This window comes from Vreelandella rituensis (assembly GCF_003336665.1).
Taxonomy (GTDB): domain Bacteria; phylum Pseudomonadota; class Gammaproteobacteria; order Pseudomonadales; family Halomonadaceae; genus Vreelandella; species Vreelandella rituensis.
The window spans coordinates 31,464-56,348 of sequence record NZ_QPIJ01000024.1 but is presented as its reverse complement, the minus strand read 5'-3'; the positions used below and the strand labels follow the sequence as shown (position 1 = coordinate 56,348).

The 24,885-nt window shown below is 58.1% G+C and carries 23 protein-coding genes; 5 read left to right on the top strand and 18 right to left on the bottom strand.

Annotated features, from left to right (window positions below):
* The 4 genes from DU506_RS11210 to DU506_RS11195 all read left to right on the top strand — a co-directional run.
* Positions 1-602, top strand: a 602-nt coding sequence (locus tag DU506_RS11210) for an IS200/IS605 family accessory protein TnpB-related protein (RefSeq protein ID WP_147273748.1), incomplete at its 5' end; no start/stop codon positions are given.
* A gap of 44 nt (positions 603-646) precedes the next feature.
* Entirely contained in the window at positions 647-985 is a 339-nt protein-coding gene (locus DU506_RS11205) for a 4a-hydroxytetrahydrobiopterin dehydratase (protein WP_114487024.1), read from the top strand.
* Positions 986-2,176: an amino acid aminotransferase gene (locus DU506_RS11200; RefSeq protein WP_114487023.1), complete on the top strand. Its 1,191-nt coding sequence runs from the start codon at positions 986-988 to the stop codon at positions 2,174-2,176. It begins immediately after the preceding gene.
* 228 nt (positions 2,177-2,404) lie between these two features.
* The gene (locus DU506_RS11195; RefSeq protein ID WP_114487022.1) at positions 2,405-3,889 is read left to right on the top strand and encodes an NCS2 family permease; all 1,485 of its coding nucleotides are present in this window, start codon (positions 2,405-2,407) and stop codon (positions 3,887-3,889) included.
* Here the strand turns inward: DU506_RS11195 and DU506_RS11190 are convergent.
* The 18 genes from DU506_RS11190 to leuC all read right to left on the bottom strand — a co-directional run bounded on the left by DU506_RS11190 (position 3,886) and on the right by leuC (position 23,811).
* Entirely contained in the window at positions 3,886-5,172 is a 1,287-nt protein-coding gene (locus DU506_RS11190; RefSeq protein ID WP_114487021.1) for an MATE family efflux transporter, read from the bottom strand. The two genes, DU506_RS11195 and DU506_RS11190, sit on opposite strands and share 4 nt — an antisense overlap.
* A gap of 154 nt (positions 5,173-5,326) precedes the next feature.
* Positions 5,327-5,911, bottom strand: a complete 585-nt coding sequence (locus DU506_RS11185) for a YceI family protein (RefSeq protein WP_114487020.1) — start codon at positions 5,909-5,911, stop codon at positions 5,327-5,329.
* A gap of 120 nt (positions 5,912-6,031) precedes the next feature.
* The gene (locus tag DU506_RS11180) at positions 6,032-6,580 is read right to left on the bottom strand and encodes a cytochrome b (protein WP_114487019.1); all 549 of its coding nucleotides are present in this window, start codon (positions 6,578-6,580) and stop codon (positions 6,032-6,034) included.
* 201 nt (positions 6,581-6,781) lie between these two features.
* On the bottom strand, positions 6,782-7,981 hold the full coding sequence (locus DU506_RS11175) for an O-succinylhomoserine sulfhydrylase (RefSeq protein WP_114487018.1): 1,200 nt from the start codon (positions 7,979-7,981) through the stop codon (positions 6,782-6,784).
* 10 nt (positions 7,982-7,991) lie between these two features.
* The gene (purF, locus tag DU506_RS11170; RefSeq protein ID WP_114487017.1) at positions 7,992-9,512 is read right to left on the bottom strand and encodes an amidophosphoribosyltransferase; all 1,521 of its coding nucleotides are present in this window, start codon (positions 9,510-9,512) and stop codon (positions 7,992-7,994) included.
* 64 nt (positions 9,513-9,576) lie between these two features.
* Positions 9,577-10,134, bottom strand: coding sequence for a CvpA family protein (locus tag DU506_RS11165; protein WP_114487016.1), 558 nt, complete (start codon positions 10,132-10,134; stop codon positions 9,577-9,579).
* Positions 10,135-10,136: 2 nt separating this feature from the next.
* Positions 10,137-10,757: an SPOR domain-containing protein gene (locus tag DU506_RS11160; protein ID WP_235825538.1), complete on the bottom strand. Its 621-nt coding sequence runs from the start codon at positions 10,755-10,757 to the stop codon at positions 10,137-10,139.
* Positions 10,750-12,111 carry a bifunctional tetrahydrofolate synthase/dihydrofolate synthase gene (gene folC / locus DU506_RS11155; RefSeq protein WP_235825536.1) on the bottom strand — a complete coding sequence of 454 codons (1,362 nt, stop codon included), beginning with the start codon at positions 12,109-12,111 and terminating at the stop codon, positions 10,750-10,752. The genes DU506_RS11160 and folC overlap by 8 nt, the downstream gene beginning before the upstream one ends.
* Positions 12,053-13,096 carry an acetyl-CoA carboxylase, carboxyltransferase subunit beta gene (accD, locus tag DU506_RS11150; protein WP_114487013.1) on the bottom strand — a complete coding sequence of 348 codons (1,044 nt, stop codon included), beginning with the start codon at positions 13,094-13,096 and terminating at the stop codon, positions 12,053-12,055. Before accD ends, folC begins: the two co-directional genes overlap by 59 nt.
* Positions 13,097-13,177: 81 nt before the next feature.
* A complete protein-coding gene (trpA, locus tag DU506_RS11145; RefSeq protein WP_114487012.1) occupies positions 13,178-13,993 on the bottom strand; it encodes a tryptophan synthase subunit alpha in 816 nt (271 codons plus the stop codon).
* A gap of 9 nt (positions 13,994-14,002) precedes the next feature.
* The gene (gene trpB / locus DU506_RS11140; RefSeq protein ID WP_114487027.1) at positions 14,003-15,190 is read right to left on the bottom strand and encodes a tryptophan synthase subunit beta; all 1,188 of its coding nucleotides are present in this window, start codon (positions 15,188-15,190) and stop codon (positions 14,003-14,005) included.
* A 153-nt stretch (positions 15,191-15,343) separates the two neighbouring features.
* Positions 15,344-15,988 (bottom strand): phosphoribosylanthranilate isomerase, encoded by a 645-nt coding sequence (locus DU506_RS11135; RefSeq protein WP_114487011.1) that lies wholly within the window; start codon positions 15,986-15,988, stop codon positions 15,344-15,346.
* Positions 15,960-16,919, bottom strand: a complete 960-nt coding sequence (truA, locus tag DU506_RS11130; protein WP_114487010.1) for a tRNA pseudouridine(38-40) synthase TruA — start codon at positions 16,917-16,919, stop codon at positions 15,960-15,962. The genes DU506_RS11135 and truA overlap by 29 nt, the downstream gene beginning before the upstream one ends.
* A complete protein-coding gene (locus tag DU506_RS11125) occupies positions 16,916-19,117 on the bottom strand; it encodes a type IV pilus assembly protein FimV (RefSeq protein ID WP_181870743.1) in 2,202 nt (733 codons plus the stop codon). The genes truA and DU506_RS11125 overlap by 4 nt, the downstream gene beginning before the upstream one ends.
* Before the next feature lie 206 nt (positions 19,118-19,323).
* Complete coding sequence (asd, locus tag DU506_RS11120; RefSeq protein ID WP_114487008.1) at positions 19,324-20,436, bottom strand: aspartate-semialdehyde dehydrogenase; 1,113 nt, start codon at positions 20,434-20,436, stop codon at positions 19,324-19,326.
* A 119-nt stretch (positions 20,437-20,555) separates the two neighbouring features.
* Positions 20,556-21,635, bottom strand: a complete 1,080-nt coding sequence (leuB, locus tag DU506_RS11115; protein ID WP_114487007.1) for a 3-isopropylmalate dehydrogenase — start codon at positions 21,633-21,635, stop codon at positions 20,556-20,558.
* Positions 21,636-21,693: 58 nt separating this feature from the next.
* Complete coding sequence (gene leuD, locus DU506_RS11110; RefSeq protein WP_114487006.1) at positions 21,694-22,350, bottom strand: 3-isopropylmalate dehydratase small subunit; 657 nt, start codon at positions 22,348-22,350, stop codon at positions 21,694-21,696.
* A 3-nt stretch (positions 22,351-22,353) separates the two neighbouring features.
* Entirely contained in the window at positions 22,354-23,811 is a 1,458-nt protein-coding gene (gene leuC, locus DU506_RS11105) for a 3-isopropylmalate dehydratase large subunit (protein ID WP_114487005.1), read from the bottom strand.
* 133 nt (positions 23,812-23,944) lie between these two features.
* Between leuC and DU506_RS11100 the strand changes: the two genes are divergently transcribed.
* Positions 23,945-24,811 carry a LysR family transcriptional regulator gene (locus DU506_RS11100; protein WP_114487004.1) on the top strand — a complete coding sequence of 289 codons (867 nt, stop codon included), beginning with the start codon at positions 23,945-23,947 and terminating at the stop codon, positions 24,809-24,811.
* Positions 24,812-24,885 lie beyond the last annotated feature (74 nt).

The window sequence follows — 24,885 nt, the reverse complement described above, 5'->3', positions numbered from 1 at the left end:
GCGATAAACGTGCCGCGATGATTCGTGGCAAGGCGCGTAAGACCGGCAAGCTGTCAAAAGGCTTTGGCCGAACGTGGTACCGCAAAGTGCAGCGCATTAACGAGAACATGGCGCAACAGACATCACGCCAACTGGTCGATTTTGCCTTGGCCGAAGGTGCTGACATGATCGTGCTGGAAGACCTGAAGGGCTGGCGTCCCAAGGCGGGCAAAAAACGCTCTAGCTTACGCCAGCGTTTTCACCAATGGCTGCATCGGCGGCTCGCCACGCTGATCGAGCACAAGATGAAAGAAGCTGGCGGGAAGGTGGTTTATGTCTATGCGCGAGGCACGTCATCCTGGGCGTTTGATGGCTCTGGCCGCGTGAAGCGGCACAAGACGCAATACGAACTGGCCACCTTCCAGAGCGGGAAGCAGTACAACGCCGATCTTAGCGCCAGCTACAACATTGGTGCCCGTTACTGGGCATGGAAACGCAAACTGACCCGCCGAAAGGACGGGCAGGCGTCAGGCGGCAAACGTTCCCCTGGCTCACCGAGGATGCCGGTCACGCTCTCCACGTTGTGGCGGAGCGATGAAGCCCCGAATCAATGCGCAGCATGATTCGCGGGAGCATTCACTCACTCACAGCCGACCGAGGAGCTTTCATGACCAGCCTATCCCAGCAAAAATGTGAAGCATGCAGTGCCGAGGCCACTCCCTTGACCCGTGAACAAAGCGAGACACTACTGAAGGAGGTTCCCGAGTGGCGGATTGTCGAGCACGGTGGCATCATGAAGCTTATGCGAAGCTTTACGTTTCGTGATTTTGCCGAGGCCCTGGCATTCACCCAAGGCGTCGGCGACATTGCCGAGCAGGCCGGCCACCATCCGGAAATCACCACCGAGTGGGGCAAAACAACCGTGACATGGTGGTCACATGCCATCAACGGCCTGCATCGCAATGACTTCATTCTTGCCGCCAGAACCGACGAGGTAGCCAACTAAATGTTCGAGCAAATTGAGCGAGTCCCGGGAGATGCAATCCTCGGGCTGATCGAAGCCTTCAAGAAAGATACCAACCCGCAGAAAGTGGATCTTGGCGTTGGCGTTTACCGCGATTCGCAAGGTAACACGCCGATCATGCGTGCCGTCAAAGAAGCGGAAGCTCGCCTGCTCAAGAATGAAACCACCAAGACCTACATCGGCTCCCATGGGGCACCCGCCTATGGCAATGTGGTGCTACCGATGGTGCTCGGTGAGAACTCACCGGTACTCGAAGCCGGCCGTGCGAGCGCCACCCAGTCTCCGGGCGGCACAGGTGCCCTGCGTCTAGCGGCTGATTTCATCGCCTCGCAGCTTCCCGGCAAGGACATCTGGGTGAGTGACCCGACCTGGCCGAACCACTTGGGCATCTTCCCCGCCGCAGGTATCAAGCTGCACAAGTACCCTTACGTGGACGCGAACAATCGCCTGGATTTCGACGGCATGTTGTCGGCGCTCAAGCAGATTCCTGAAGGCGATGTGGTGCTGCTGCACGCTTGTTGCCACAACCCCACAGGGTTCGATCTTTCCCAAGATCAATGGAAGCAAGTGCTGGAAGTGGTGCGTGAGCGCAATCTTTTGCCATTGGTGGATTTCGCCTACCAGGGCTTTGGTGAAGGCCTGGATGAAGACGCCTATGGCGTTCGTCTGCTGGCTGAATCACTGGATGAAATGATCATCACCAGTTCCTGCTCCAAGAACTTCGGCATCTATTGCGAACGTACCGGTTGCTTGATCATGGTGGCCAAAGACAACGAGCAGATGGAAAACGTGCGCTCCCAGATTGCCATCGTGGCGCGGGAGAACTATTCCAACCCGCCGGCACATGGCGGCTCCATCGTCAGTGAAATTCTGACTTCCGACGATCTGATTCCCGTCTGGCGCGACGAGCTCACTGAAATGCGCGACCGTATCAATACCCTGCGGCGCGATTTCGTTGAAGCGCTGAAGCCCTACGGCCTGGATCAGAAGTACGCCTGTGTTGCCGAACAACGCGGCATGTTCTCCTATACCGGTCTCACCCCGGAGCAGGTCGACCGGTTGCGTGACGAATTCGGTATCTACATGGTGCGCTCCGGTCGCGCCAATGTGGCGGGTTTCTCGCACGAAAATCTGCCCTACCTGGCCAAGGCCATTGCGGCTGTTAACGACTAACTAGCTACCAAGCAGCACCATAGTAAAAACGCCCAGGTCTCCCTGGGCGTTTTTGTATCTTTAATCAATTCCAAGCTGTATACAATTTTGCACTTACCGACAGAGCCTAGGGGCGCCCATGTGGCTTCCAATACAATGCAACGTACAACGCAATCCTTGACCGATCAGTCAGCTCCTCGGTAAGCTCAGCATGCATTGTATACAACAACTATAATCAAGAGGTCTATTATGGCGGCTGTCAGCACCCACTACCCTTGGTATAAAAAAGAAGACACCGACGCGTTCTTCGCCCTGTTCCAAAATAACATTGCCAACTTTGTCATTATCGCCATCACCATGCTCGGAATGGGGTTTCCCTCCTCCATTGTCTATGGCCAAGTGCTGCCGGGCGCTGCGGTAGCGGTGATGGTAGGCAACTTCTATTACGCTTGGAGCGCAGCAAGACTGGCACGAAAAGAGAATCGTGCTGATGTAACCGCGCTTTCTTACGGCATCTCAACGCCTGTGATGTTCGTATTTTTATTTGGCGTATTGCTACCCGCTAAACAGCTCACCGGCGATGCGGAAATGGCCTGGAAGGTGGCCGTTGCCGCCTGCTTTATCAGTGGTGCCATTGAAGCCGCGGTTAGCGTAATTGGTCGCTGGGTGCAGCACCATCTGCCCCGCGCCGCCATGCTCGGCGCGGTTGCAGGCGTGGCGCTCACTTTCATTGCCGGTGAAATGCTGTTTAAAACACTGGAAATGCCGGTTATCGGCCTGCTGGTGTTAGCGATCATTATCGTCGGCTTGTTAGCAAGAGTCAGCATGCCGTTTAGACTTCCAACGTCGTTGTTCGCCATTATCTTGGGTACTGCGATGGCCTATTTGATCGGTGACGCCGGTACCGAGCGTTTCAGCGATGCGTTTACGCACCTAGGCTTTTATCCGCTGCTCCCTAATCTAGCCTGGTTTGAAGGGCTGGGGTTACTGCTGACCAGCATGCTCGCGGTGCTTACCGTGGTACTGCCAATTACTCTTTATAACGCCATTGAGACGATGAACAACGTAGAGGCAATGGAAGCTGCGGGCGATAAGTATGATGTGCGCGAATGCCAGGCAGTAGATGGCGCGGGCACGATGATTGGGGCCCTGTTTGGTGGCGTCTTTCCTACCACGGTCTATATCGCTACCGTGGGTGCCAAGTGGATGGGAGCTGGCCGAGGCTACAGCCTTCTTAATGGCGCCGTGTATGCGCTAGCCACTATGTTTGGTTTAATTGCTGCCCTGGCCGCGATTATCCCCGTGTCAGTGGTCGCACCGATTTTAGTCTTTGTCGGCATATCGATGATTGCGACAGCGTTTCAAGCCAACGAAACGCGCTATTACCCTGCCGTGGCGCTGGCCATGCTGCCCTACTTCGCTAACTACGTGATGGTACGCTTCAGTCGCGGGGCAGGTGAAGTGGTCGGCGATATCTCCAGCGCCATTGTGGTGATGGGCCAAGGGGCCTTGTTTATGGCGATCCTGCTTGGCGCCATGACAGTATCAGTAATAGATCACCAGTTCCGACGCGCGGCCGCCTTCGCTTCCATTGCCGCTGGTTTTTCGTTTGTGGGACTAATGCACGCTCCAGAGCTCTCCTTCAATGCCGCCCCTGAGTTCGTCATGGGCTACTTAGGTATGGCGCTGCTCTTTATGTATTTCTTCTTTCAGGAGGCTGCGCGCCAGCGTTAATTCACGAATCCCGCCTGTCGATGCGGGCGGGATAAAATACGCCTCATCACTTGCCATGCCAGGAAGCCAGCTAGCAGGTTACCCACAGCTGCACCGGCAACCAGCCCCCACCAACCGAAGAACTGCGAGCCCAGCCATAAACAGGGTAAATAGCAAATGAACAACCGGGCGCTAGAGAGCAGCATCGCTCGCAATGGCCAACCCAATGCATTGCCCGCCGAGACCACCAGCATGCACACTCCCAGGGCGGCATAGCTGGGGAGTAAAAAACGTATCAGCAAGGTGAGTTCGGATTGAACGTCGGGATTGCCCGACAGCGTCAAGGCCACCCAGGGCGCCAGCACCGCCATTAACGTGCCCAACGCTAACTGCCACACCACCGCCACCTTGAGTGCCAGATGCAGCAGCCGTTGTATCTGCGTCCAGTCGCCCGCCCCGTAACAACGCCCCAACCAGGGGGGAAGCGACATGGTCATGGCCAGAATCACCATCAGCGAGAGCGTTTCCAGGCGACTGGCAAGCCCCCAGGCCGCCACATAGGTCTCACCCAGTCCCGCCACCACGTAAATTGCCAGCATGGCGGCCAACGGCGGCATCAGTTGACTGACCATGGCCGGCCCTGCAATTCCGGCAAAAGGGCCCGCCGAGCGCAGAAATTCAGGCCACAGCTGATGGCTCGTGAGCCAGTCGGTTCTGTTGAGCTTCAGGCCGACTATCAGCAAGCCGCTACTGAAGGCAATCACCGTTGCCCAAGCCGCGCCAGGAAGCCCCATGCCTTGCCAGTCGCCCACCCCGAAAATCAACAGCGGATCCATGACAAGGTTGATGACACTGCTCAACACCATCATCTTGCCCGGCAAGCGGGTATCGCCATGGGCACGAAACAGGCTATAGCCAAAATACAACAGCGCTCCCAGCCAAGCCGCCAGCAGCTGGGGTGCCCAGTAATCGCCAATCAAGCCAAGCGTTGCGGCATCCGCCCCCAACAGCTTGAACAGAGGCACATGAAAGGCCCAAAGCAGCACCCCCAGCAACGCGATGGTGACGCCGCCGATCATCATCACCAAACTGCTCAGGCGGCGTGCCCGGGCATCCTCCCCGGCGCCTAGCGCACGGGAAATCAAGGCGGCAATGGCAATGCCCAACCCTACTTGTATACCGATGATCAGAAACGAAAGCGGAAAGGTGAATGATAGCGCCGCCAGCGGTGCGGTACCCAAGCGTGCGATAAAGGCACTGTCCACCAATTGAAAGCCCAGCAGGGCCAGCACGCCGATGGCCATGGGCCACGTCTGCCGCCAAAGGGTAAGCGTCAACGAAGACGCTGATGTTGCTTGATGCTTTACATCTGCCACGGCCACTCCCTTCTCAATCCATAAAACGCCACCACCCCCGGATTTCCTCCGGGGGTGGTGGCGTTAGTGTCGCTCTTTTCGGTTACTGGCGAACACCTTCAAACGTAACGTACAACTCCAACTCATGCATCATTTCCGGGAAGTCACTCATGTCGATATCGAAATCACTCAATGTCAGCATGGTGCTGCCTTCAAAGCCGGCACGATAGTTGCCCCAAGGGTCATCCCCTTCACCCATCAAGGTAACATCCATTTCGATCTGCTGAGTCTGACCGTGCAACGTAAGGTCACCGGTTACCACCCCTTCATTGTCACCCGTCGACTCAAAGCCGGTGGAAACAAAGCTGGCTGTGGGATATTCATCGGCATCGAGAAAGTCATCGCTCAAGAAGTGACGGTCACGTTCGGCATGATTGGTGTCGAGGCTGTTGACTTGAACTTCCATTTCCACGGACGATGCTTCCAGATTGTCCGCGTCATAGTGAAACTGACCGCTGAACTCTTCAAAGTCACCAAGAATGTATGAAAACCCCAGGTGACTGATCTTGAACTGGATAAAGGCGTGCTGGCCTTCGATATCCACGGCATAGTCGGCGGCTTGGGCCTGGCTCAATGGAACCAGCGCAGCGGCGGTCAACGCCGTGGCAATCGCAGTTTTCTTCAACATGGTCACTCTCCTTTACAGTTTACTTGAATACACGCCGACTCCTGAGCCGACGCTAAACCTTGTCTTATATTGAGCTTGAGACTGGGTTCGATACCGAGCTTGATACTGGCGGGTGCAACGCTATCTGGTTCGCCTTGGGTCAAGCATTCGCAACAAGGTATCGTGACGATCGATCCAATGATGCTTGAGTGCCGCGGCAGTATGTCCCAGTACCATCAACATCAACAACAAGGCGCTGTACCAATGAATGGTTCCCGCCAGGCTTTCCTGATTCGGTAGATCGTAAACCAGTGCCGGCACTTCGAACCAACCAAATACGTTGATGCCACGGCCTTTAGCGGTGGAAATCATGTAGCCACTGATCATCACCACCAGCATGAGTACGTATAAAGCGACATGACCAAAATGGGCCGCGAGCCTTTCCATACGGGGGCCATGAGTCAGCGGAACGGGTTGCCAGAATCGCCAGATCAATCGTGCCAGGGTGGTGAACAATACCAGCATTCCGACGGATCGGTGCCACCAAGGCCCCAGGTTGTACCAGCCGTGAAAATAATCCAGACCCGTCATCCACCAGCCAAGAATGAAAAGTCCGATGATGGCAACCGCACTCAGCCAGTGCAAGGCAATGCTGACGATACCCCAGCCATTATGTGTATTGCGCCACATCGATGTTTTCCCTCCAGCATTGGCTTAGAAAGCAGCATACTCGGGTAACGCTAGGAAAACCGCTGAATAAACCTGAATAGACCATTCGTAAAAACCATCGATCCCCGGCGTTACGGCGAAAAAAAGCGCCGGTGGAAAATTCCCGACCGGCGCTAGGCATATGCGCATCCGCGTTACTTGGAACGTTCGGTGCGGTAACGTTTAGTCAGAGAGCAGGCTGTCCAACCCAAGCGCCAAGTCTCGCTTGATATCGGTGAGGCTTTCCAGACCTACCGCTACCCGCACCAGCCCTTCAGCGATACCGGCGGCTTCCTTCTGCGCTTCCGATAAACGGCCATGGGTAGTGGTTCCCGGATGGGTGATGGTGGTTTTCACATCGCCGAGATTACCGGTAATCGAGAGCATACGCGTGGCATCGATTACCTGCCAGGCACCTTCGCGGCCATTGATCACCTCGAAACCCAGCACTGCACCAAAGCCCTTTTGCTGACGCTTGGCTTGTTCGTGCTGAGGATGATCCGGCAAGCCGCTGTAATACACTTTGTTTACCGCCGGATGTGCTTGCAACCACTGAGCCAGCGCCAAGGCATTCTCGCAGTGCGCCCGCATACGCAGCGACAAAGTTTCCAATCCCTTGGTGAATATCCAGGCATTGAAAGGACTCATGCAGGGGCCGCAGGTACGCACCACGCCGAACACTTCTTCCAGCAGGGCATGACTGCCTACCACAGCGCCACCCACGGCACGTCCTTGGCCATCGAGGTACTTGGTGGCCGAATGAATCACCAGGTCGGCACCCAAGGCAAGCGGCTGCTGAAGCGCCGGCGTCAAGAAGCAGTTATCGACCGCCAACAACACTTCATGCTGGTGGGCGAGCTCCGCCAGAGCGGCTATATCCACCACTTCCGACAAGGGATTGGAGGGTGTTTCAACAAACAACAGGCGGGTTTGCGGCGTGATAGCCGCTTCCCAGGCGTCGAGATTGGAAAGCTCAACGTAACGTGTCGTGATACCCAGCTTGCCCAAATATTTATCGAACAAGCTCACGGTGGAGCCAAACAGCGAGCGCGAAGCCACGATTTCATCGCCGCTGGAAAGCAGTGCCAAGGCCGTCGCCAGAATCGCCGACATACCCGAACTCGTCGCCACGCAACGTTCGCCGCCTTCCAGTGCCGCCAGCCGCTTTTCGAAAGTGCTCACCGTGGGGTTGGTGAAGCGGGAATAGACGTTCCCCGGCTCTTCCCCGCTGAACTTGCGCGCAGCTTCCGCTGCGCTGCCATAGACAAAGCTCGAGGTGGGAAAAATCGGCTCGGAATGCTCCTGCTCGAAGGTGCGCTCGTGACCGGCACGGATCGCCAGGGTGTCCAGCGACCATCCCTGCGGATTGCTTTCGTCTCGCATGACCTGCCCTTTAGTCGATGTCATCGTCATCTTGATTGTGCATATCCACCAATGCATGGTCCCCGGCACTGTTCTGGCGGGAAGCATCATTACGGCTTTCTTCAAGATCGGCGAGATAGGCATCATCGATATCGCCGGTCACGTAATCACCATCGAATACGGAACAGTCAAATTCATCGAGTGCCGGGTTGACGTCACGACAGGCGGTTTTCAGGTCTTCCAGGTTCTGATAGAAGATCCTGTCGGCGCCGATCAACTCACCCACTTCCGTCTCGGTACGCCCATGCGCTATCAGCTCACTGGCCGCCGGCATATCGATACCGTACACATTGGGGTAACGCACCGGCGGTGCTGCAGAAGCAAAATACACGTTGCGCGCGCCTGCTTCGCGGGCCATCTGGATGATCTGCTTGCAAGTGGTGCCACGCACGATGGAATCATCCACCAACAGCACGTTCTTGTCCTTGAATTCGATGGCGATGGCGTTGAGTTTCTGACGCACCGATTTCTTGCGCTGGGTCTGGCCGGGCATGATGAAGGTACGGCCGATATAACGATTCTTCATGAACCCTTCGCGGTACGTCACTCCAAGGTGCTGGGCCATTTCCAGCGCCGAGGTGCGCGACGTATCCGGAATCGGAATCACCACATCGATATCATGGTCCGGCCATTCGTGCATGATCCGATCGCCGAGCTTGCGCCCCATTTCCATACGCGTGCCGTAAACGTAGGCACCATCGAGTATCGAGTCCGGGCGAGCCAGATAGACATGCTCGAAAATGCAGGAAGTAAGTCTTGGGCGGTCGGCACATACCTGAGTATGTATCTTACCTTGCATATCGACGAAAATCGCTTCACCCGGTGACAGGTCACGCACCAGCTCGAAGCCGCCCACATCCAGCGCCACCGACTCCGAAGCGATCATGACTTCCTGGCCGTCGCCCTGATCACGAGTCCCGAATACCACCGGACGAATGCCATGGGGGTCGCGAAACGCCACCATGCCGAAGCCGTTGATGATCGCCACGGCGACATAGCCCCCCTTGCAGCGACGGTGTACGCGACGCACGGCATCAAAGATGTCTTCGGATTCCAGATGCAGCCCCTGCTTGCCCAGTTCATGAGCGAACACATTGAGCAGCACTTCGGAGTCGGAACTGGTATTGATGTGGCGCAGATCGGTCGAAAACAATTCCTGCTTGAGTTGCTCGGAATTGGTCAGGTTACCGTTATGAGCCAAGGCGATCCCATAAGGCGAATTGACATAAAACGGCTGGGACTCGGCTTCACTGGAAGAGCCCGCCGTCGGATAGCGCACGTGCCCGATGCCAAGCTTGCCTTGCAGGCGCGCCATGTGCCTGGTGTGAAAGACATCACGCACCAAGCCGTTGCTCTTGCGCAACAGAAAGCGGCCTTCATGCCAGGTCATCATGCCGGCTGCATCCTGGCCGCGATGCTGAAGCACCGTCAGGGCATCGTAAATTCCCTGATTCACTGCTTGCTTGGCCAGAAGGCCCACAATACCGCACATTCCAGTTACCTCGCTTGAGACATCGACTCGCGGTGACGAGTCTGAAAATTCATGGGGATGAGGTTTAGTGGCTCAACCCCGGCACATGGCGATTCAGTTGTGGAAGTGAAATATCCCTTAACGACGCTGGCGTTTCGGGAAGATCACGCTCCCAGTTATCCAGCTGGCTGACCGCCCAATCACGCAATTGCTCGAACGTGGGGCGTAGCGAGGCATCCTGCCAGGCATCAAGACTTGATAAAGGGGTCAAGGTGATAAGAACGGTGGCGATCACCAGTATGGCTGCACCCCGGGCAGCGCCGAAGACGGTGCCCGCCATGCGATTGAAAAACCCCATGCCAGCCCATTCGACTGCCGCGTGCAGTACACGGATACCAATGCCGCATAACAGGAGTACCGCAAAAATCACCAGAATGAAGGCCAGCACCAGCCTGGCGTCGTGGCTGTCGATCAGACCACTGAGCATCTCGGCGACGGGTTCGGCCAGCATTCTGGCGACCAGCAATGCCACCACCCAAGCGGCCAGGCCGAGTGCCTCACGCACGAGACCTCGGGTGAAACCCGCCAGCATGGAAAGCACCAGCACCGCCAGAAATACGGCGTCGATCCAGGTCAATGCCATGGTTACTCTTTCACCCTGACCAGCAATCCTTGAAGGTTGGCGCGTTGCTTCACTGCCAGCATCGCTTGCTCGCCTTCTTCAGCCGTATCGAATGGGCCGACAAAAACCGTGGTCAGGTTGCCCTCGCGCTGGCGCTGGTAAACCATCAGGCCCTGGCTCTCTAGCTGCTCGGTCAAGCGTTCCACATTATCGGGATTACCGAAGCTGCCGACCTGTACTGCCCAATCTCCCTGAGAGGAAGCCGATGGCACTGCATTAGCATCATTTGCCCCGCTCGTTTCGTTTGCCGCCACCAGCTCGGCAATCGGATCGCGTGGCTGTGTTGGCTCGGGTTGCGCTGTCTCGGGCGCTGTCGATTCCGGCTCGCGGGGGCTTACTTCGATGGGATCAATCTCGACGGGCTGCTCGATTGCCGGGACATCCTGCTCCTGGGTAGAAAGCTGCTCGACTGAAGCGGGTATTTCCGGGCGCGGTACATCGCGACGCTCCACGTCGATGGGCTGTTCGATGGTCAGGTTGGGGCGTGGGCGCTCTTCACGTGGCGCGGGGTCGCTCATCAACCAAGGCACGATGATCGCGGCCAATGCCAAGAGAATAACGATACCACTTACGCGTTCAGTCATGCCGTATTTCATTTCCTTCTCCAACAGGCAAGGTCACTGCCTGCGGTAGCGCCATGCCCAATAATTCGGCGACAGTGACAAATGATCCTGTGGCCAATACGCGATCCGATTCGTTCAGTTGCGTACCTAGCCAGTGGGCGCCCTGTGCAGGCGTCGAAGCTATATGACTCACGGCAAGGCCGCGATGTTCCAGGCGTTGCGCCAGGTCAGTCGCCGAACGACCTCGCTCGCCTTCAAGGTCGACACAAACCCAGTGCGTGACGACGGCTGCCAGGGCGTCAATAACACCCTCGGCATCCTTGTCCTCGAGCATGCCGAGCAGGGCCCAGGTGCGTCCCGTGCACAGCTTCTGCTCCAATTGGCCAGCCACATAGGCTGCTGCATGGGGGTTATGCCCCACATCCAGGCACCATTGCCCCACCCACTGCATACGACCCGGCACCCTTACATCGGCGAGAGCTTCCCGACAACGCGCTTCTGAAAGCGACACCCCGCTCAGGGTCAGCGCCTGCAAAGCCGTTGCCGCATTATCCAACGGTAAGCCGGGGTCAGGTAACGCCTTGAGTGTAATAGCCTGGCCACTTTGATCCATGCCTTGCCATGCCCAACCCGCGGCATGTGGATGGCGACTGAACGATTCGCCCAAGGCATAGACCGGGGCGCCCAGCTGTTCGGCGGTTTGCCTGACGCTTACCGGCAAGCTTGTGCTTCCCAGCACCGCCGGACGGGCCGGGCGAAAAATACCGGCTTTCTCTCGCCCAATCTGTTCGATGTCGGTTCCCAGAAAACCCGCATGATCCTGCGCAATGGTGGTGACCACAGCCACATCCGCATCAAGGATATTGACTGCGTCCAAGCGGCCGCCCAGGCCCACTTCCAGCACCACAAGATCCAACGCTGACTGCCCCAGGCACCAGAGGGCACACAGCGTGCCTGCTTCAAAGTAAGTCAAACTGATGGCGGGGTCTTGCAGGCGTGCATGCTCCACCTGCTCAAACCCTTTGATCAGGTAGTCATCGGTGACGTTAATGCCGTCAAGACAAATCCGCTCGTTATAGTGCAGCAAATGGGGTGACGTATAGGTGCCCACGGAAAGTCCATGCGCACGTGCCAAGCGATCCACCATGGCCAGGGTCGAACCCTTGCCGTTGGTACCTGCGATGGTAATAACGGAAGCAGCCAATGGCTGCTTCCTGAGTCCCATTCGATCAGCCACGGCGGCTACCCGCTCAAGCCCCATGTCGATACCCACAGGGTGTAAGGTTTCCAGATAACGCAGCCAGCCATTGAGCGTATCAGGCATTGCGTGAACGATCTTCATCCACAGCGGACGAGGGCTCGTGCCGAGTCTCATCGCTATCCTGGGTGGCGGAAGTGGCTGCTGCATCCTGCTCCGCGGCATCAGCGACAGGGGGTTCATCCAGCAATGGTTCGGCATTCCCGCTTATAACGGCTTCCTCGACAGGCTCCCCGGTGACAATAGCCGGTTGGTGAGTCAGCTTGCGCAGAATGGCGCCGATGCGTGCGCGCATCTCGTGGCGATGCATGATCATGTCCACGGTGCCGTGCTCGAGCAAAAACTCACTGCGCTGAAAGCCTTCAGGCAAGGTTTCCCTGACCGTCTGTTCGATGACTCTCGGACCGGCGAAGCCGATCAAGGCATTGGGTTCGGCAATATTCAAATCGCCCAACATCGCAAGGGAGGCGGAGACGCCGCCGAATACCGGATCGGTCAATACCGATATATACGGGACTCCGGCTTGTTTGAGCGCTTCCAGCGCCGCCGAGGTCTTGGCCATTTGCATCAGGGAAAACAAGGCTTCCTGCATGCGTGCCCCACCGGAGGCGGCAAAGCACACTAGCGGAATACCTTCTTCACGCGCCAATGTAGCGGCACGGATGAATTTTTCACCTACCACCGATCCCATGGAGCCACCCATGAAGGTAAATTCGAAGGCCACCGCCACCACGGGCAGGCCATCCAATTGCCCTTTCATGGTCACCAGCGCATCTTTCTCGCCGGTATCCTTCTGGGCCGCTGCCAGACGATCCTTGTATTTCTTGGTATCACGAAACTTGAGACGATCGATCGGCTCAATATCAGCGGCGATTTCCTTGCGCCCGTCTTTATCCAGAAACCAGTCCAGACGCTTACGTGCGGTCAAACGCAAGTGGTGCTCACATTTGGGGCAGACGCTGTGATGCTTCTCAAGCTCGGGAAGATAAAGTACCGCTTCACATTTAGGGCACTTACGCCACAGACCGTCCGGCACGCTGGCGCGGCGGTCTTTGCGCTGGATACGCCCCATGGAGGGCACGATCTTGTCCAACCAGCTCATATCAGAAAGGTTTCCGTTATGCAGTCAACGCCTGGCGATGCCAGGCTCGGTAAGTGTCATGAAATTACACAAAAAGTAAATTCAGTTGCGGTTCAATGCATCCATCGCGTGTCGCATCTCACCCAGGACGGCTTTCAGCAGACCGGGGATGATTTCCGGCGTGTCGGCGTTTTCGGCTATTTGATTGACCAAGGCGCTACCCACGATAACGCCATCCGCCACCTTGGCCACTTCAGCGGCCGTGGCACCATCACGAATACCGAAACCCACACATAGCGGCAAGTCAGTCATTTCACGCAAGGGTGCCAGATGACTGGCAACATCATCGGCATTCAATGAGGCCGAACCGGTCACGCCTTTCAGCGACACATAGTAAAGATAGCCTTCCCCGTGAGCGCATATTGTAGCGGCACGCTCATTGGAAGTGGTAGGGGCAACCAGAAAGATTGATGCCAATCCGCGCGCCTTGAGAATGGGGCCAAATTCATCTGCCTCTTCCGGGGGCATATCCACGGTCAGAACGCCATCGATCCCGGCATTCGCCGCCTGGTCGGCAAACGCCTGGTAGCCCAGTCGCTCCACAGGATTAAGGTAGCCCATCAACACCACCGGTGTGGTGGTATCGCTTTGCCTGAACTCCTCAACCATGGTGAACAAATGGCTGAGACGCGTGCCATGCTTGAGGGCGCGCTCACAGGCTTTCTGAATCACCGGACCATCGGCCATCGGGTCAGAGAACGGCACCCCTAGCTCAATGATATCGGCACCCGCCTCGACCAGCGCATGCATGAAGCCCACGGTATGCTCGGGGGCCGGGTCGCCGGCGGTAATAAAGGGGATCAGAGCCTTGCGGCCCTGATGCTTGAGGTCGGTAAAACGTTGATTGATACGGTTCATCTTGAGCCCTTAAAATTCGACGCCGTCAAGCTTGGCCACTGTCATGATGTCCTTGTCGCCACGCCCGGAGAGGTTGACGACGATATGCTGATCGGGACGCATCGTAGGTGCCAACACCTTGGCATAGGCAAGCGCATGGGCTGACTCAAGGGCCGGCATGATGCCTTCCATATGCGTCAGTTCACGAAAGGCTTCAAGCACTTCGCGGTCGTTGGCCGTGACGTACTTGACCCGCCCCACGTCCTTCCACAGCGCATGCTCGGGGCCTACGCCGGGGTAATCCAGGCCCGCGGAGATCGAATGCGTGTCAGAGACCTGACCGGCTTCATCGGACATCAAGTAAGTACGGTTGCCGTGCAATACGCCGCGTGGCGCGTTAGAGGAAAGCGGAGCCGCATGACGCCCGGTTTCCACCCCATCGCCACCAGCCTCGACACCGTACATCGCCACGTCGTCATCTTCCACGAAGGGATAGAACAGCCCCAGCGCATTGGAGCCGCCTCCCACGCACGCAATCAGCGCATCGGGCAGACGACCGATTTGCTCCAGTGATTGGCGCCGGGCTTCCCGGCCGACCACGGCGTTGAAATCGCGCACCAGCATCGGATAAGGATGCGGCCCGGCTACGGTGCCGATGATATAGAAGGTGTCGTCGACGTTGGTGACCCAGTCACGCAGTGCCTCGTTCATGGCATCTTTCAGCGTGCGGGTGCCGGATTCCACCGGAATGACCTTGGCACCCAGAAGATGCATGCGGTAGACGTTGAGCTTCTGACGTTCCACATCCGCGGCGCCCATGTAGACCTCGCACTCAAGCCCCAGGCGGGCGGCGACCGTGGCGGTGGCCACCCCGTGCTGACCGGCGCCGGTCTCGGCGATCACCCGCGGCTTGCCACTCTTCTTAGCCAGCAATGCTTGGCCAATGGTGTTGTTCACCTTATGAGCACCGGTGTGATTGAGGTCTTCCCGCTTAAGCCAAATTTGTGCACCACCCAACTCCCTGGACCATCGCTCGGCATGATAAAGCGGCGAGGGACGGCCGACATAATAGGCCATGTCATAGTCAAACTCGGCCTGGAAGGCGGGATCATCGCGAAGATCCAGATAGATCTTCTCCAGCTCATCCAAGGCAAAGCTCAGGGTTTCCGAAACAAAACGGCCGCCGTAGGGACCAAAATGGCCACGGGCGTCCGGCATTCGGGTCAGGTCGCTGAACTTGGTCACGGTTAGTACCTCACAGGATCGCCAGAACAGGCAAAAATTAAATGAATACAACGATATAAAAACGCCGCGACATGCTTCACATCATTCAAGCAATGTCTCGCATGCCACCTACTTAAGGGCAACGGATCAACGATTGTCGGCCTGCGCTACTTGGCGGACAAAGGCCGCCATTTTTTCGCCATCCTTGTGGCCGGGGGAAGACTCCACGCCGCCGGAGACATCAACCGCAAAAGGCGCCACGCTGGCCACAGCCTGAGCGACATTAACCGCCGTCAACCCCCCGGCGAGGATAACAGGTTTCGCCAGGCTTGCGGGGATTCTCGACCAATCGAAGGTCTCACCCGTTCCTCCCGGCACACCGGGACGATACGCATCCAGCAGCAAGGCGCCGGCGTTACGATAACGTGCGGCGGCAGCCTGCAAATCAAGGCCGTCACGCATGCGCAACGCCTTGTACCAGGGTTTTCCAAAGGCATCGCAGGCCTCCGGAGTTTCGTCACCGTGAAACTGCAGGCAATCCAGGTGAGCCAGGCAAGACTCGATAAAGTCCGGAGACTGATCGACAAACAACCCGACCCGAGTCACGAAGGAAGGTACTCGCGCGGACAGGACAGCCAGTTGCTCAACAGACACAGCGCGCGAGCTGTGCGGCCACAGGACGAAACCGATAGCGTCCACCCCCAGCGCCACGGCCTTGTCGACATCCTCCGGCCGGCCCAGACCGCACATCTTGATCCGGGTTCTAGCCCATATCTTTTCGGGTTGGCTCATACTGCCCTCCTTCAAGCGTTTTGCCCCGCTCAACCGTTGATCTTTCGCGGCGAGACGTCACCAGGGGACAATCCGGCAGGCCACGCTCACCCGTCCGCTCGCCCAGAAACGCCAGCAAATTAGGCCCCAATAATTCCTTGGGCAAGTCGAAACGCTCGTCGTAGAGTGAATCGACGAAGTGCAGCCCGCAGCCGGGTGCCGTCACGTCCGCCTGCCGACGGTCCTTCAAGGCCAGCAGTCGAGCAAGGTAGTCGGTGCCCTGCTCTTCGCGCCCTACCGTCACCAAGGCGCCGACGATATTACGAATCATGTGATGCAAGAAGGCGTTACCTTGCACATCCACCACCACCAACGGGCCATGGCGTTTGACATCGATGAAATGCAGGTGCCGCCAAGGCGTGCGCGATTGGCAGCCCGCCGCACGAAAGCTTGTGAAATCATGCTCACCCACCAACACCTGGGCGGCGATATGCATGGCCTCGGCATTCAAGTGGTCACGACACCAGGTGACGTTGGCTCGCTCGAGCACCGGCCGGCTCATCTGGTTGAGCAGGATGTAGCGGTAGCGTCGCCCCAGGGCATCGAAGCGCGAGTGGAAGGTATCCGGCACCGCCTTGACCCAACGCACCGCGATGTCCCGCGGCAGCTTGGAATTGACGCCGAAGACCCAGGCTTTTTCCGAACGCGCCGTCGGAGGGTCGAAGTGCATCACCTGACGCGTGGCGTGCACGCCGGTGTCCGTTCGCCCGCTGGCCTTCACGCGCACCGGGGCATTGGCGATATGCGTCAAGGCCTTTTCCAGAGAGGCCTGAACCGAGGCGGCATGGGTCAACCGCTGAAAGCCGCAATAGGCACTGCCGTCATATTCCACCCCCATGGCTAGACGCCCTGGAAGCGGTTGATGTTCATCGAGATGGTATATCTGGTTCATTGCTTGGCATCGGGTCTGTAGGCAGGCGGCGCATCACGGGAGTGGCGCGAAGAATCGGCTTTGGGTTTATCGGCCGGCTGGCCATTATCCAGATCACGCGCGTCGAATGCCACCTCTTCAATTTCCCAATCGACCTCCGGCTGACCACCGAAACCCTTTGTGTCATAGGCGTAAGACTGCCCCTGCGTTTTTTCTGGCGGCCGGGCGTTCAGGGCAGGAGCCTCGGGCGAACGAGACTCCGACGTGAAGTCGATCGTCGGCTGCATGGGGGTTTCTTCCCGCACCGTCTCCTCGCTGCTTAGCACGGGCGGCTCATAATCGACCATGCGCGCGCGGTCCTGATTGACCGGCGCTGGCGCCTCAGGCGTTTCCGATCCCACAGATGGCTCTGTTACCGACCGCTCATCAAGAGGCTCCGAAGGCTTTTCAGCCGTCGACACTGGAGACATTTGGTCCATCGACATTTCGTGTAACAGCGCTTTCATGGGTGCCGCCTTTGGCTGAGACAGCGGATCAGCCTCCATGGCGAAGGTATCGACGTTTTGCAGCGTGTATCGGCGGCGACGGTTCTGTTCCGCCAAGCCGGCCGCTTGGGTTCTGTCCAGCGGTGTCTCGCTATCGTCCCATTGCAAAGGAGTTTCGGTGAGAGGCTCGGGCTCGACAGCAGCTTCGCCGTGTGCGGAAGGCGCCGTCTCGTCTCGATCATCAAATGCTGCGTAGTCGTCCGCAACACTCATACCCGGCGCTTCGTCATGCAACAACGCCTCGGTTTGTGATGCAGGGACTATTGTGGAAGGCGTCGCTTGCGCCTCGTTCCGGGCGTGTATCGATGAGGTCGCACTTCTTGCCGAACTGGAAACCCCGGAACCCGACACCTGGGGCTCGCTTCTTGACGCATCAGGCCCGGCGACCACTGGTTCTTCCCAGGTATCGCGACGGCGGCGCAGCACCGCCAATAGCGCCAGCAGGAGCGCAATGGCGATTGCGGCTACCCACCACTGATAGCGCTGCAAGAGCGCTGCTCCCGCCTGCCACCAAGGGTCATCCTGAGTGGCCTGGGCGACTTTCGGGGGAGCCGTGGCCAAGGCGTCCAATTCCTCGCGCAGCGTGAAAAGTAGCCCATGCAGCTGATCGACTTCCTCATGCAGCGACTCACGTTCCGTAAGCAAGCTTTGAATGGTTGCCTGGCTTTCCTCCCAGCGTTGTTCAAGATCAGCCAGACGCGCCCGCTCTTCTGCAAGCGCCTCCCTGCTCGGCGCTTCAGGCACCTGCTCTGATTGGACTACCCCTGCCAGCGCCATTGAAGCGGCAATCGCCGTCTCACTCAGCTGTATTGGCTCGGATGTCTGCACGGCAGGTAGCGGCACCGCCTCGGGAGTACCGCCGTCCCGACGAGTCCAGGCCTGGTTCATCGCCTGAATGGTCCCGGCCGCCGACTCGGGAGAGCGGGCCGTTACCCGGCTTGGCTGCGGCACCTCCAAGGTAAGCCCTTCGCGCATTTCATGGATATTGCCGGAGGGGAACACCTCGGGGTTGGCTTCGAGCAAGGCAATCATCATCTGCTGAACGCTGGCCTCAGCCGGGCGCAGGCGCTCCGCCACGCTCCATAATGTATCGCCCCGGCTGATATAGGCACTGCCCGCCGCTTGGCGACCAGGCGCCCGGCTAGCCGATGAGGAAGGCTGGGCAACCGACGCAGTGGTGGAGCGCGATGCCGAAGCACTGGGTGATATCGAAGCGCTTGGCGATACCGAGGCATCAGGGGATGCTTGAGGCGAGCCTTCTTCCAAGGAAGGCATGGATGCATAGTCCGGCGGGTCAAGCAGCAAGGTGACTTCGCGCATCTGTCGTCCCTGGGGAGAATCCAGATACAGCAAGAGGTCCAGCCAAGGATCGTTCACGGGGCGCTGTGTGGAAAGCTGCACCTGCCACTCGCCCTGTTCGCGGCTGATATTCGCCCGAACGCTGGCCGCCAGCGGCGTACGCGACAAGCCGATTGCCTCGAAATCCCGCTTATCGGCTATCTGCACGCGTAATTGCTCGACGTCAAAACCACTGGTATCAATCAGCGGAATCGACGCCTTCAATGGCGTATTGAGTGGGGATTGCACTGTGGCCTGCCCCAGACCCAGCCCCATGACCAACGGGCTGGTGGACAGCAGTACCAACAGCATGGCGAACGTAAACGTATGTCTCATGAACATCCCTTGGAGTAACAATTCAACGTCTGTCTCTGCAAAACAGCTGCCTTTCGTAAACAATCGACTTGAAAGAATCTTGAAGATTTTGAATTAGTTTTATCATACTCGGGGACTGAAACGCATAAAAAAACGGAGAACCTTGTCAGCTCTCCGTTTTGACTGGTCGACGCTAGCTCATGCTTATTTGCTAAAAAATCAGCCGATTACTGCTCGCGCAGGATTTTCAGCATCCGCTTGAGCGGCTCCGCAGCACCCCACAAAAGCTGGTCGCCGGCGGTAAAGGCAGAAAGGTATTCTCCCCCCATGGCCAACTTGCGCAGACGCCCTACCGGTACATCCAGGGTGCCGGTAACGGCTGACGGCGTCAGACCCTTGATGGTGGCATCCTTGTCGTTGGCAATGACCTTGACCCACTCATTGTGGCTGGCGATACGATCTTCGATCTCATCCAGCGGCACGTCCTGCCTGAGCTTGATGGTAAAGGCCTGGCTGTGCGAGCGCATGGCGCCGACACGCACGCAGAGACCGTCGATAGGCACCGGGTTGTCGCGCAGGCCGAGGATCTTGTTGCTTTCGACACCGGCTTTCCACTCTTCACGGCTCTGGCCGTTTTCGAGCTTGGTGTCGATCCAGGGCAACAGGCTACCCGCCAGCGGCGCGGCGAAGTTATCGGTGGGAAACTCACTGCTACGCATGGCTGCCGTCACCTTGCGATCGATATCCAAGATGGCGCTGGACGGATCGGCAAGTTCATTGCCGACGCTGTCACGCAGTGCGCCCATCTGGTTGAGCAGTTCACGCATGTGCTTGGCGCCGGAACCGGAGGCCGCCTGATAGGTCATCGAGGTCATCCACTCGATCATATCGGCCTCGAACAGCCCGCCCAGGCCCATCAGCATCAGGCTGACGGTGCAGTTGCCGCCCACGAACGTCTTGGCGCCCTTGGCCAGCTGATCGTCGATCACCTTGCGATTGACCGGGTCGAGCACGATGGTGGCTTCATCCTCCATGCGCAGCGTACTCGCGGCATCGATCCAATAGCCCTGCCAGCCGCTCTTGCGCAGTTTAGCGTAGACCTCACCGGTGTAATCACCCCCTTGGCAGGTAATGATCACATCCAGCGCCTTGAGCTCATCAATGGCAAAGGCATCCTTCAGCGCAGGTACGTCGACGCCGACATCAGGCCCCGGCTGCCCCACTTGGGAGGTGGTGAAGAACACCGGCTCGATGCCATTGAAGTCACCATCTTCCTGCATGCGTTGCATCAGTACCGAACCCACCATGCCACGCCATCCGACGAAACCGACTTTCAACATGTGAAGCCCTCCAGCAAAGAATGAAAGCTGCATTATACACACCCCAGGGCGATCTCGCAGAAGGCCCCGTGGCGTGCATTCGTCGCTACCCTGTTGTTACTGGGTCACTAAAAGCGCAATCAGCCTCGAGCGAAAGCCGCCAATACCGCATCGCCCATGGCGTCGGTGGAAACCGTCCGCATGCCTTCAGAGGCAATATCCGCGGTACGCAGACCACCATCCAGCACCTGACCCACGGCTGCCTCGATACGCTCGGCCAATGCCGGCTCACTGAGCGAATAACGCAGCATCATGGCCACCGACAGCATCATCGCCAAGGGGTTGGCCACGTTCTTCCCGGCGATATCCGGGGCGCTGCCGTGGCAGGGTTCGTACATGCCCTGACCGCTTTCATTGAGCGATGCCGAAGGCAGCATGCCGATGGAACCGGTCAGCATGGCGGCGGCATCCGAGAGAATGTCGCCGAACATGTTGCCGGTGACGATCACATCGAATTGCTTGGGCGCGCGCACCAGCTGCATCGCGGCGTTATCCACGTACATGTGCGAAAGCTCGACATCCGGATATTCCGAAGCCAAGCGGTTCATGACTTCACGCCACAGAATGGTGACTTCCAGAACGTTGGCCTTGTCCACCGAGCATAGCTTTTTGCCGCGTTTACGCGCCATCTTGAAGGCGACGCGCCCGATACGCTCGATTTCGGATTCGGAATACACGTAGGTATTGAAGCCTACGCGCTCACCGTCGCGCATTTCGATGCCGCGCGGCTGACCGAAATAGATACCCCCGGTGAGCTCGCGCACGATCATGATATCCAGGCCGGAGACGATCTCGGGCTTGAGCGAGGATGCCTCGGCCAGCTGCGGATACAGAATCGCCGGGCGCAGATTACCGAACAGACCCAAGTGCTTGCGCAGCCCCAGCAAGCCTTTTTCCGGGCGTTTGGAAAGATCTTCCAACGTATCCCACTTGGGGCCGCCCACGGCGCCCAGCAGAATCGCATCGGCGTCCTTGGCTTTCTGCAAGGTTTCCGGAGGCAAGGGGTCCAGATGGGCGTCATAGGCCGCGCCCCCCACCAGCGCCTCTTCCACGGCGATATCCAAGCCGGCTTCCTGGCAAGCCGCCAGCAGGCGCGATGCCTGAAGACTGATTTCCGGACCGATACCATCACCCGGCAAAAGCAAAATCTTGCGTATCATCCTGGTTCCTTAAATTAAATTCCTTGAAAACTCTTAATAGAATTCAGCGATTCAGGCATCAGCCAACCTTCATGGTTTCGCGGAACAGCCAGGGCCGTTGGACGCGGTGGCGAGCTTCAAACGTACGAATGGCGCCTTCGTCCTTCAAGGTAAGGCCGATGTCGTCGAGCCCTTCCAGCAGGCAGTGCTTGCGGAAGGCATCCACGTCAAATTCGAGCACTTCACCGGAGGGCGTGATCAGACGCTGGTTTTCCAGGTCAATATCCAGGCGATAGCCTTCGTTAGGCTCGACTTCCTGGAATAGCCGATCGATCTCTTCTTCGGCCAAGGTCACCAGTAAGATGCCGTTCTTGAACGCATTATTGTAGAAGATATCGGCGAAACTCGGCGCAATCACCACCTTGAAGCCGAAATCCTCCAGCGCCCAGGGAGCATGTTCACGCGAACTGCCACAACCGAAATTGCGCCGCGCAAGCAAGACACTGGCGCCCTGGTAGCGGGGTTGATTGAGCACGAAATCCGGATTCAAGGGGCGGCCGGCGATATCCTGGCCGGGATAGCCTTCATCCAGATAACGCAGGTCATCGAACAGATTGACCCCGAACCCGGTGCGCTTGATAGATTTTAAAAACTGCTTGGGAATGATCAGGTCGGTGTCGACATTGGCTCGATCGAGCGGCGCCACCAAGCCTTCTAAGCGTTCGAATTTTTGCATGGTTCAGGCCTCCTTGACGAGAGTGGGGTCATTGGCGGCGCTATCGAGCCCACGCACATCCACGAAATGTCCGGCGATAGCGGCGGCGGCGGCCATGGCCGGGCTGACCAGATGCGTGCGCCCGCCGTAGCCTTGGCGACTTTCGAAATTACGGTTGGACGTGGAAGCACAGTGCTCACCGGCGCCCAGCTTGTCGGCGTTCATCGCAAGGCACATGGAACAGCCCGGCTCGCGCCATTCAAAGCCCGCTTCGATGAATATCTTGTCGAGCCCTTCCGCTTCCGCCTGACGCTTGACCAGACCCGACCCCGGCACCACCATCGCCAACATGATCGAATCGGCAACCTTCTTGCCACGTGCCACCTTGGCCGCTTCACGCAGGTCTTCGATCCGCGAGTTGGTACAGGAGCCGATGAATACCTTGTCCAGCTTGATATCGGTGATCTTCTGATTGGCCGAAAGCCCCATGTATTCCAGCGCTCGTGCATGGCTGCGCTGCACGGTTTCATCGGAAGCCGCAGCGGGGTCGGGCACCTGACCGGAGATACCCGTGACCATTTCCGGGCTGGTTCCCCAGCTCACTTGAGGCTCGATGTCCTCGGCCTTCAAGGTAACCACCTTGTCGAAGGCTGCGTCGTCATCGGATACCAGATGGCGCCAATCGACGACCGCCGCCGTCCACTGCTCGCCCCTGGGTGAATAAGGGCGCTCCGCCAGGTAATCGATGGTGGTGTCGTCGACGGCGATCAGGCCCACCCGGGCACCCGCTTCGATGGCCATGTTGCACACGGTCATGCGGCCTTCCATGGAAAGCGAGGCAATGGCGTCACCGGCGAATTCAATTGCATAACCGGTGCCGCCCGCGGTACCGATCTTGCCGATAATGGCCAAGACGACGTCCTTGGCGGTAACGCCGGTGCCCAGCTCACCCTCGACACGCACCTGCATGTTCTTCATTTTCTGCGCCAGCAGGCACTGGGTCGCCAGCACATGCTCGACTTCCGAGGTGCCGATACCGTGCGCCAGAGCACCGAAGGCCCCATGAGTCGCGGTATGCGAATCGCCGCATACCACTGTCATGCCGGGCAGCGTGGCACCCTGCTCCGGGCCTACCACGTGCACGATGCCTTGGCGTGGGTCGTTGATCTTGAATTCTTCAATACCGAAGCTCAGGCAGTTTTCATCCAGCGTCTGCACCTGGATCAAGGACGTCGCGTCCTTGATCCCGGCGTTGCCTTCGGCGCGCTCCTTTATGGTGGTCGGCACGTTGTGGTCCGGCGTCGCCAGGTTGGCATCTAGGCGCCACGGCTTGCGCCCAGCCAAGCGCAGGCCCTCGAACGCCTGGGGAGACGTCACTTCATGCAACAAATGGCGGTCGATGTAGATCAGCGCGGTGCCGTCATCACGCTGCTTGACCAAATGCTGCGACCAGAGTTTGTCGTAAAGGGTTTGACCTGACATGTGCTCTCCCGGGCGGTGCCCTGCTAGTGTGTCTTGCCAGCGTCTTCGCGCCGGTGATGCCTGAGTGTTACGCGAGCTGCACATAAATGCAATTCATGTTATTCATGCTTTAGATTCCAAACTGGAATACCAAATGGATACCCAAAGCCTGCAAGCCTTTCTGGCCGTGGCCGATACGCAAAGCTTCTCGCGCGCCGCTGAACAATTGCACCTTACCCAGCCGGCGGTGAGCAAACGCATCGCCACCCTGGAATCTCAGTTGAGCACGCGCCTATTCGACCGCATCGGGCGGCGTATCGCGCTTACCGAGGCAGGCAGCGTGCTGCTTCCCCAGGCGCGGCACATTCTGTTCACGGTGGAAGATAGCCGCCGGGCACTCGCCAACCTATCAGGCCATGTGGGCGGCCGCTTGACCCTGGCCACCAGCCACCACATCGGCCTGCACCGGCTCCCCCCGCTATTAAAGCAATACACTCAGCGTCACCCGGAAGTGGAGCTGGACCTGCACTTTATCGATTCCGAACATGCCTACCAGGGCGTATTGGACGGTACCCTGGAAATGGCCGTGGTAACCCTTGCGCCCCACCCTTTTGAGCAACTTCACGTGGTCGAGTTATGGCGCGATAGATTGTGCTTTGTATGCGCCGCCGACCATCCCCTGGCAAGCCAAAGGCGTCTTTCGCTGGAAGCGCTGTGCCAATATAACTGCGTGCTGCCGGGAGCCAAGACGTTCACCCGTTCGCTGATCGAGCAACGTTTCGCCGAAGCAGGCCTGCAACTGCCGGTGAGTATATCGACCAATTATCTGGAAACGCTGAAGATGATGTGCAGCGTAGGGCTGGGCTGGAGCCTGCTGCCGGAAAAGATGATCGACAGCGAGCTTATCGAGCTTGGGGTAGACACCGCCCCGATCCACCGCCCGCTGGGCTATCTGGTGCATACCAACCGGACCCTTTCGAATGCGGCAAGACGCATGATCGAGGAGCTGGAAAGCGCCTAACTCCGCTTGACGCCCCGTTCCGCTTGACCCACGCTCAGAACACGCCGACTTGCTGCCCCGCGCTTTCGGCGAAG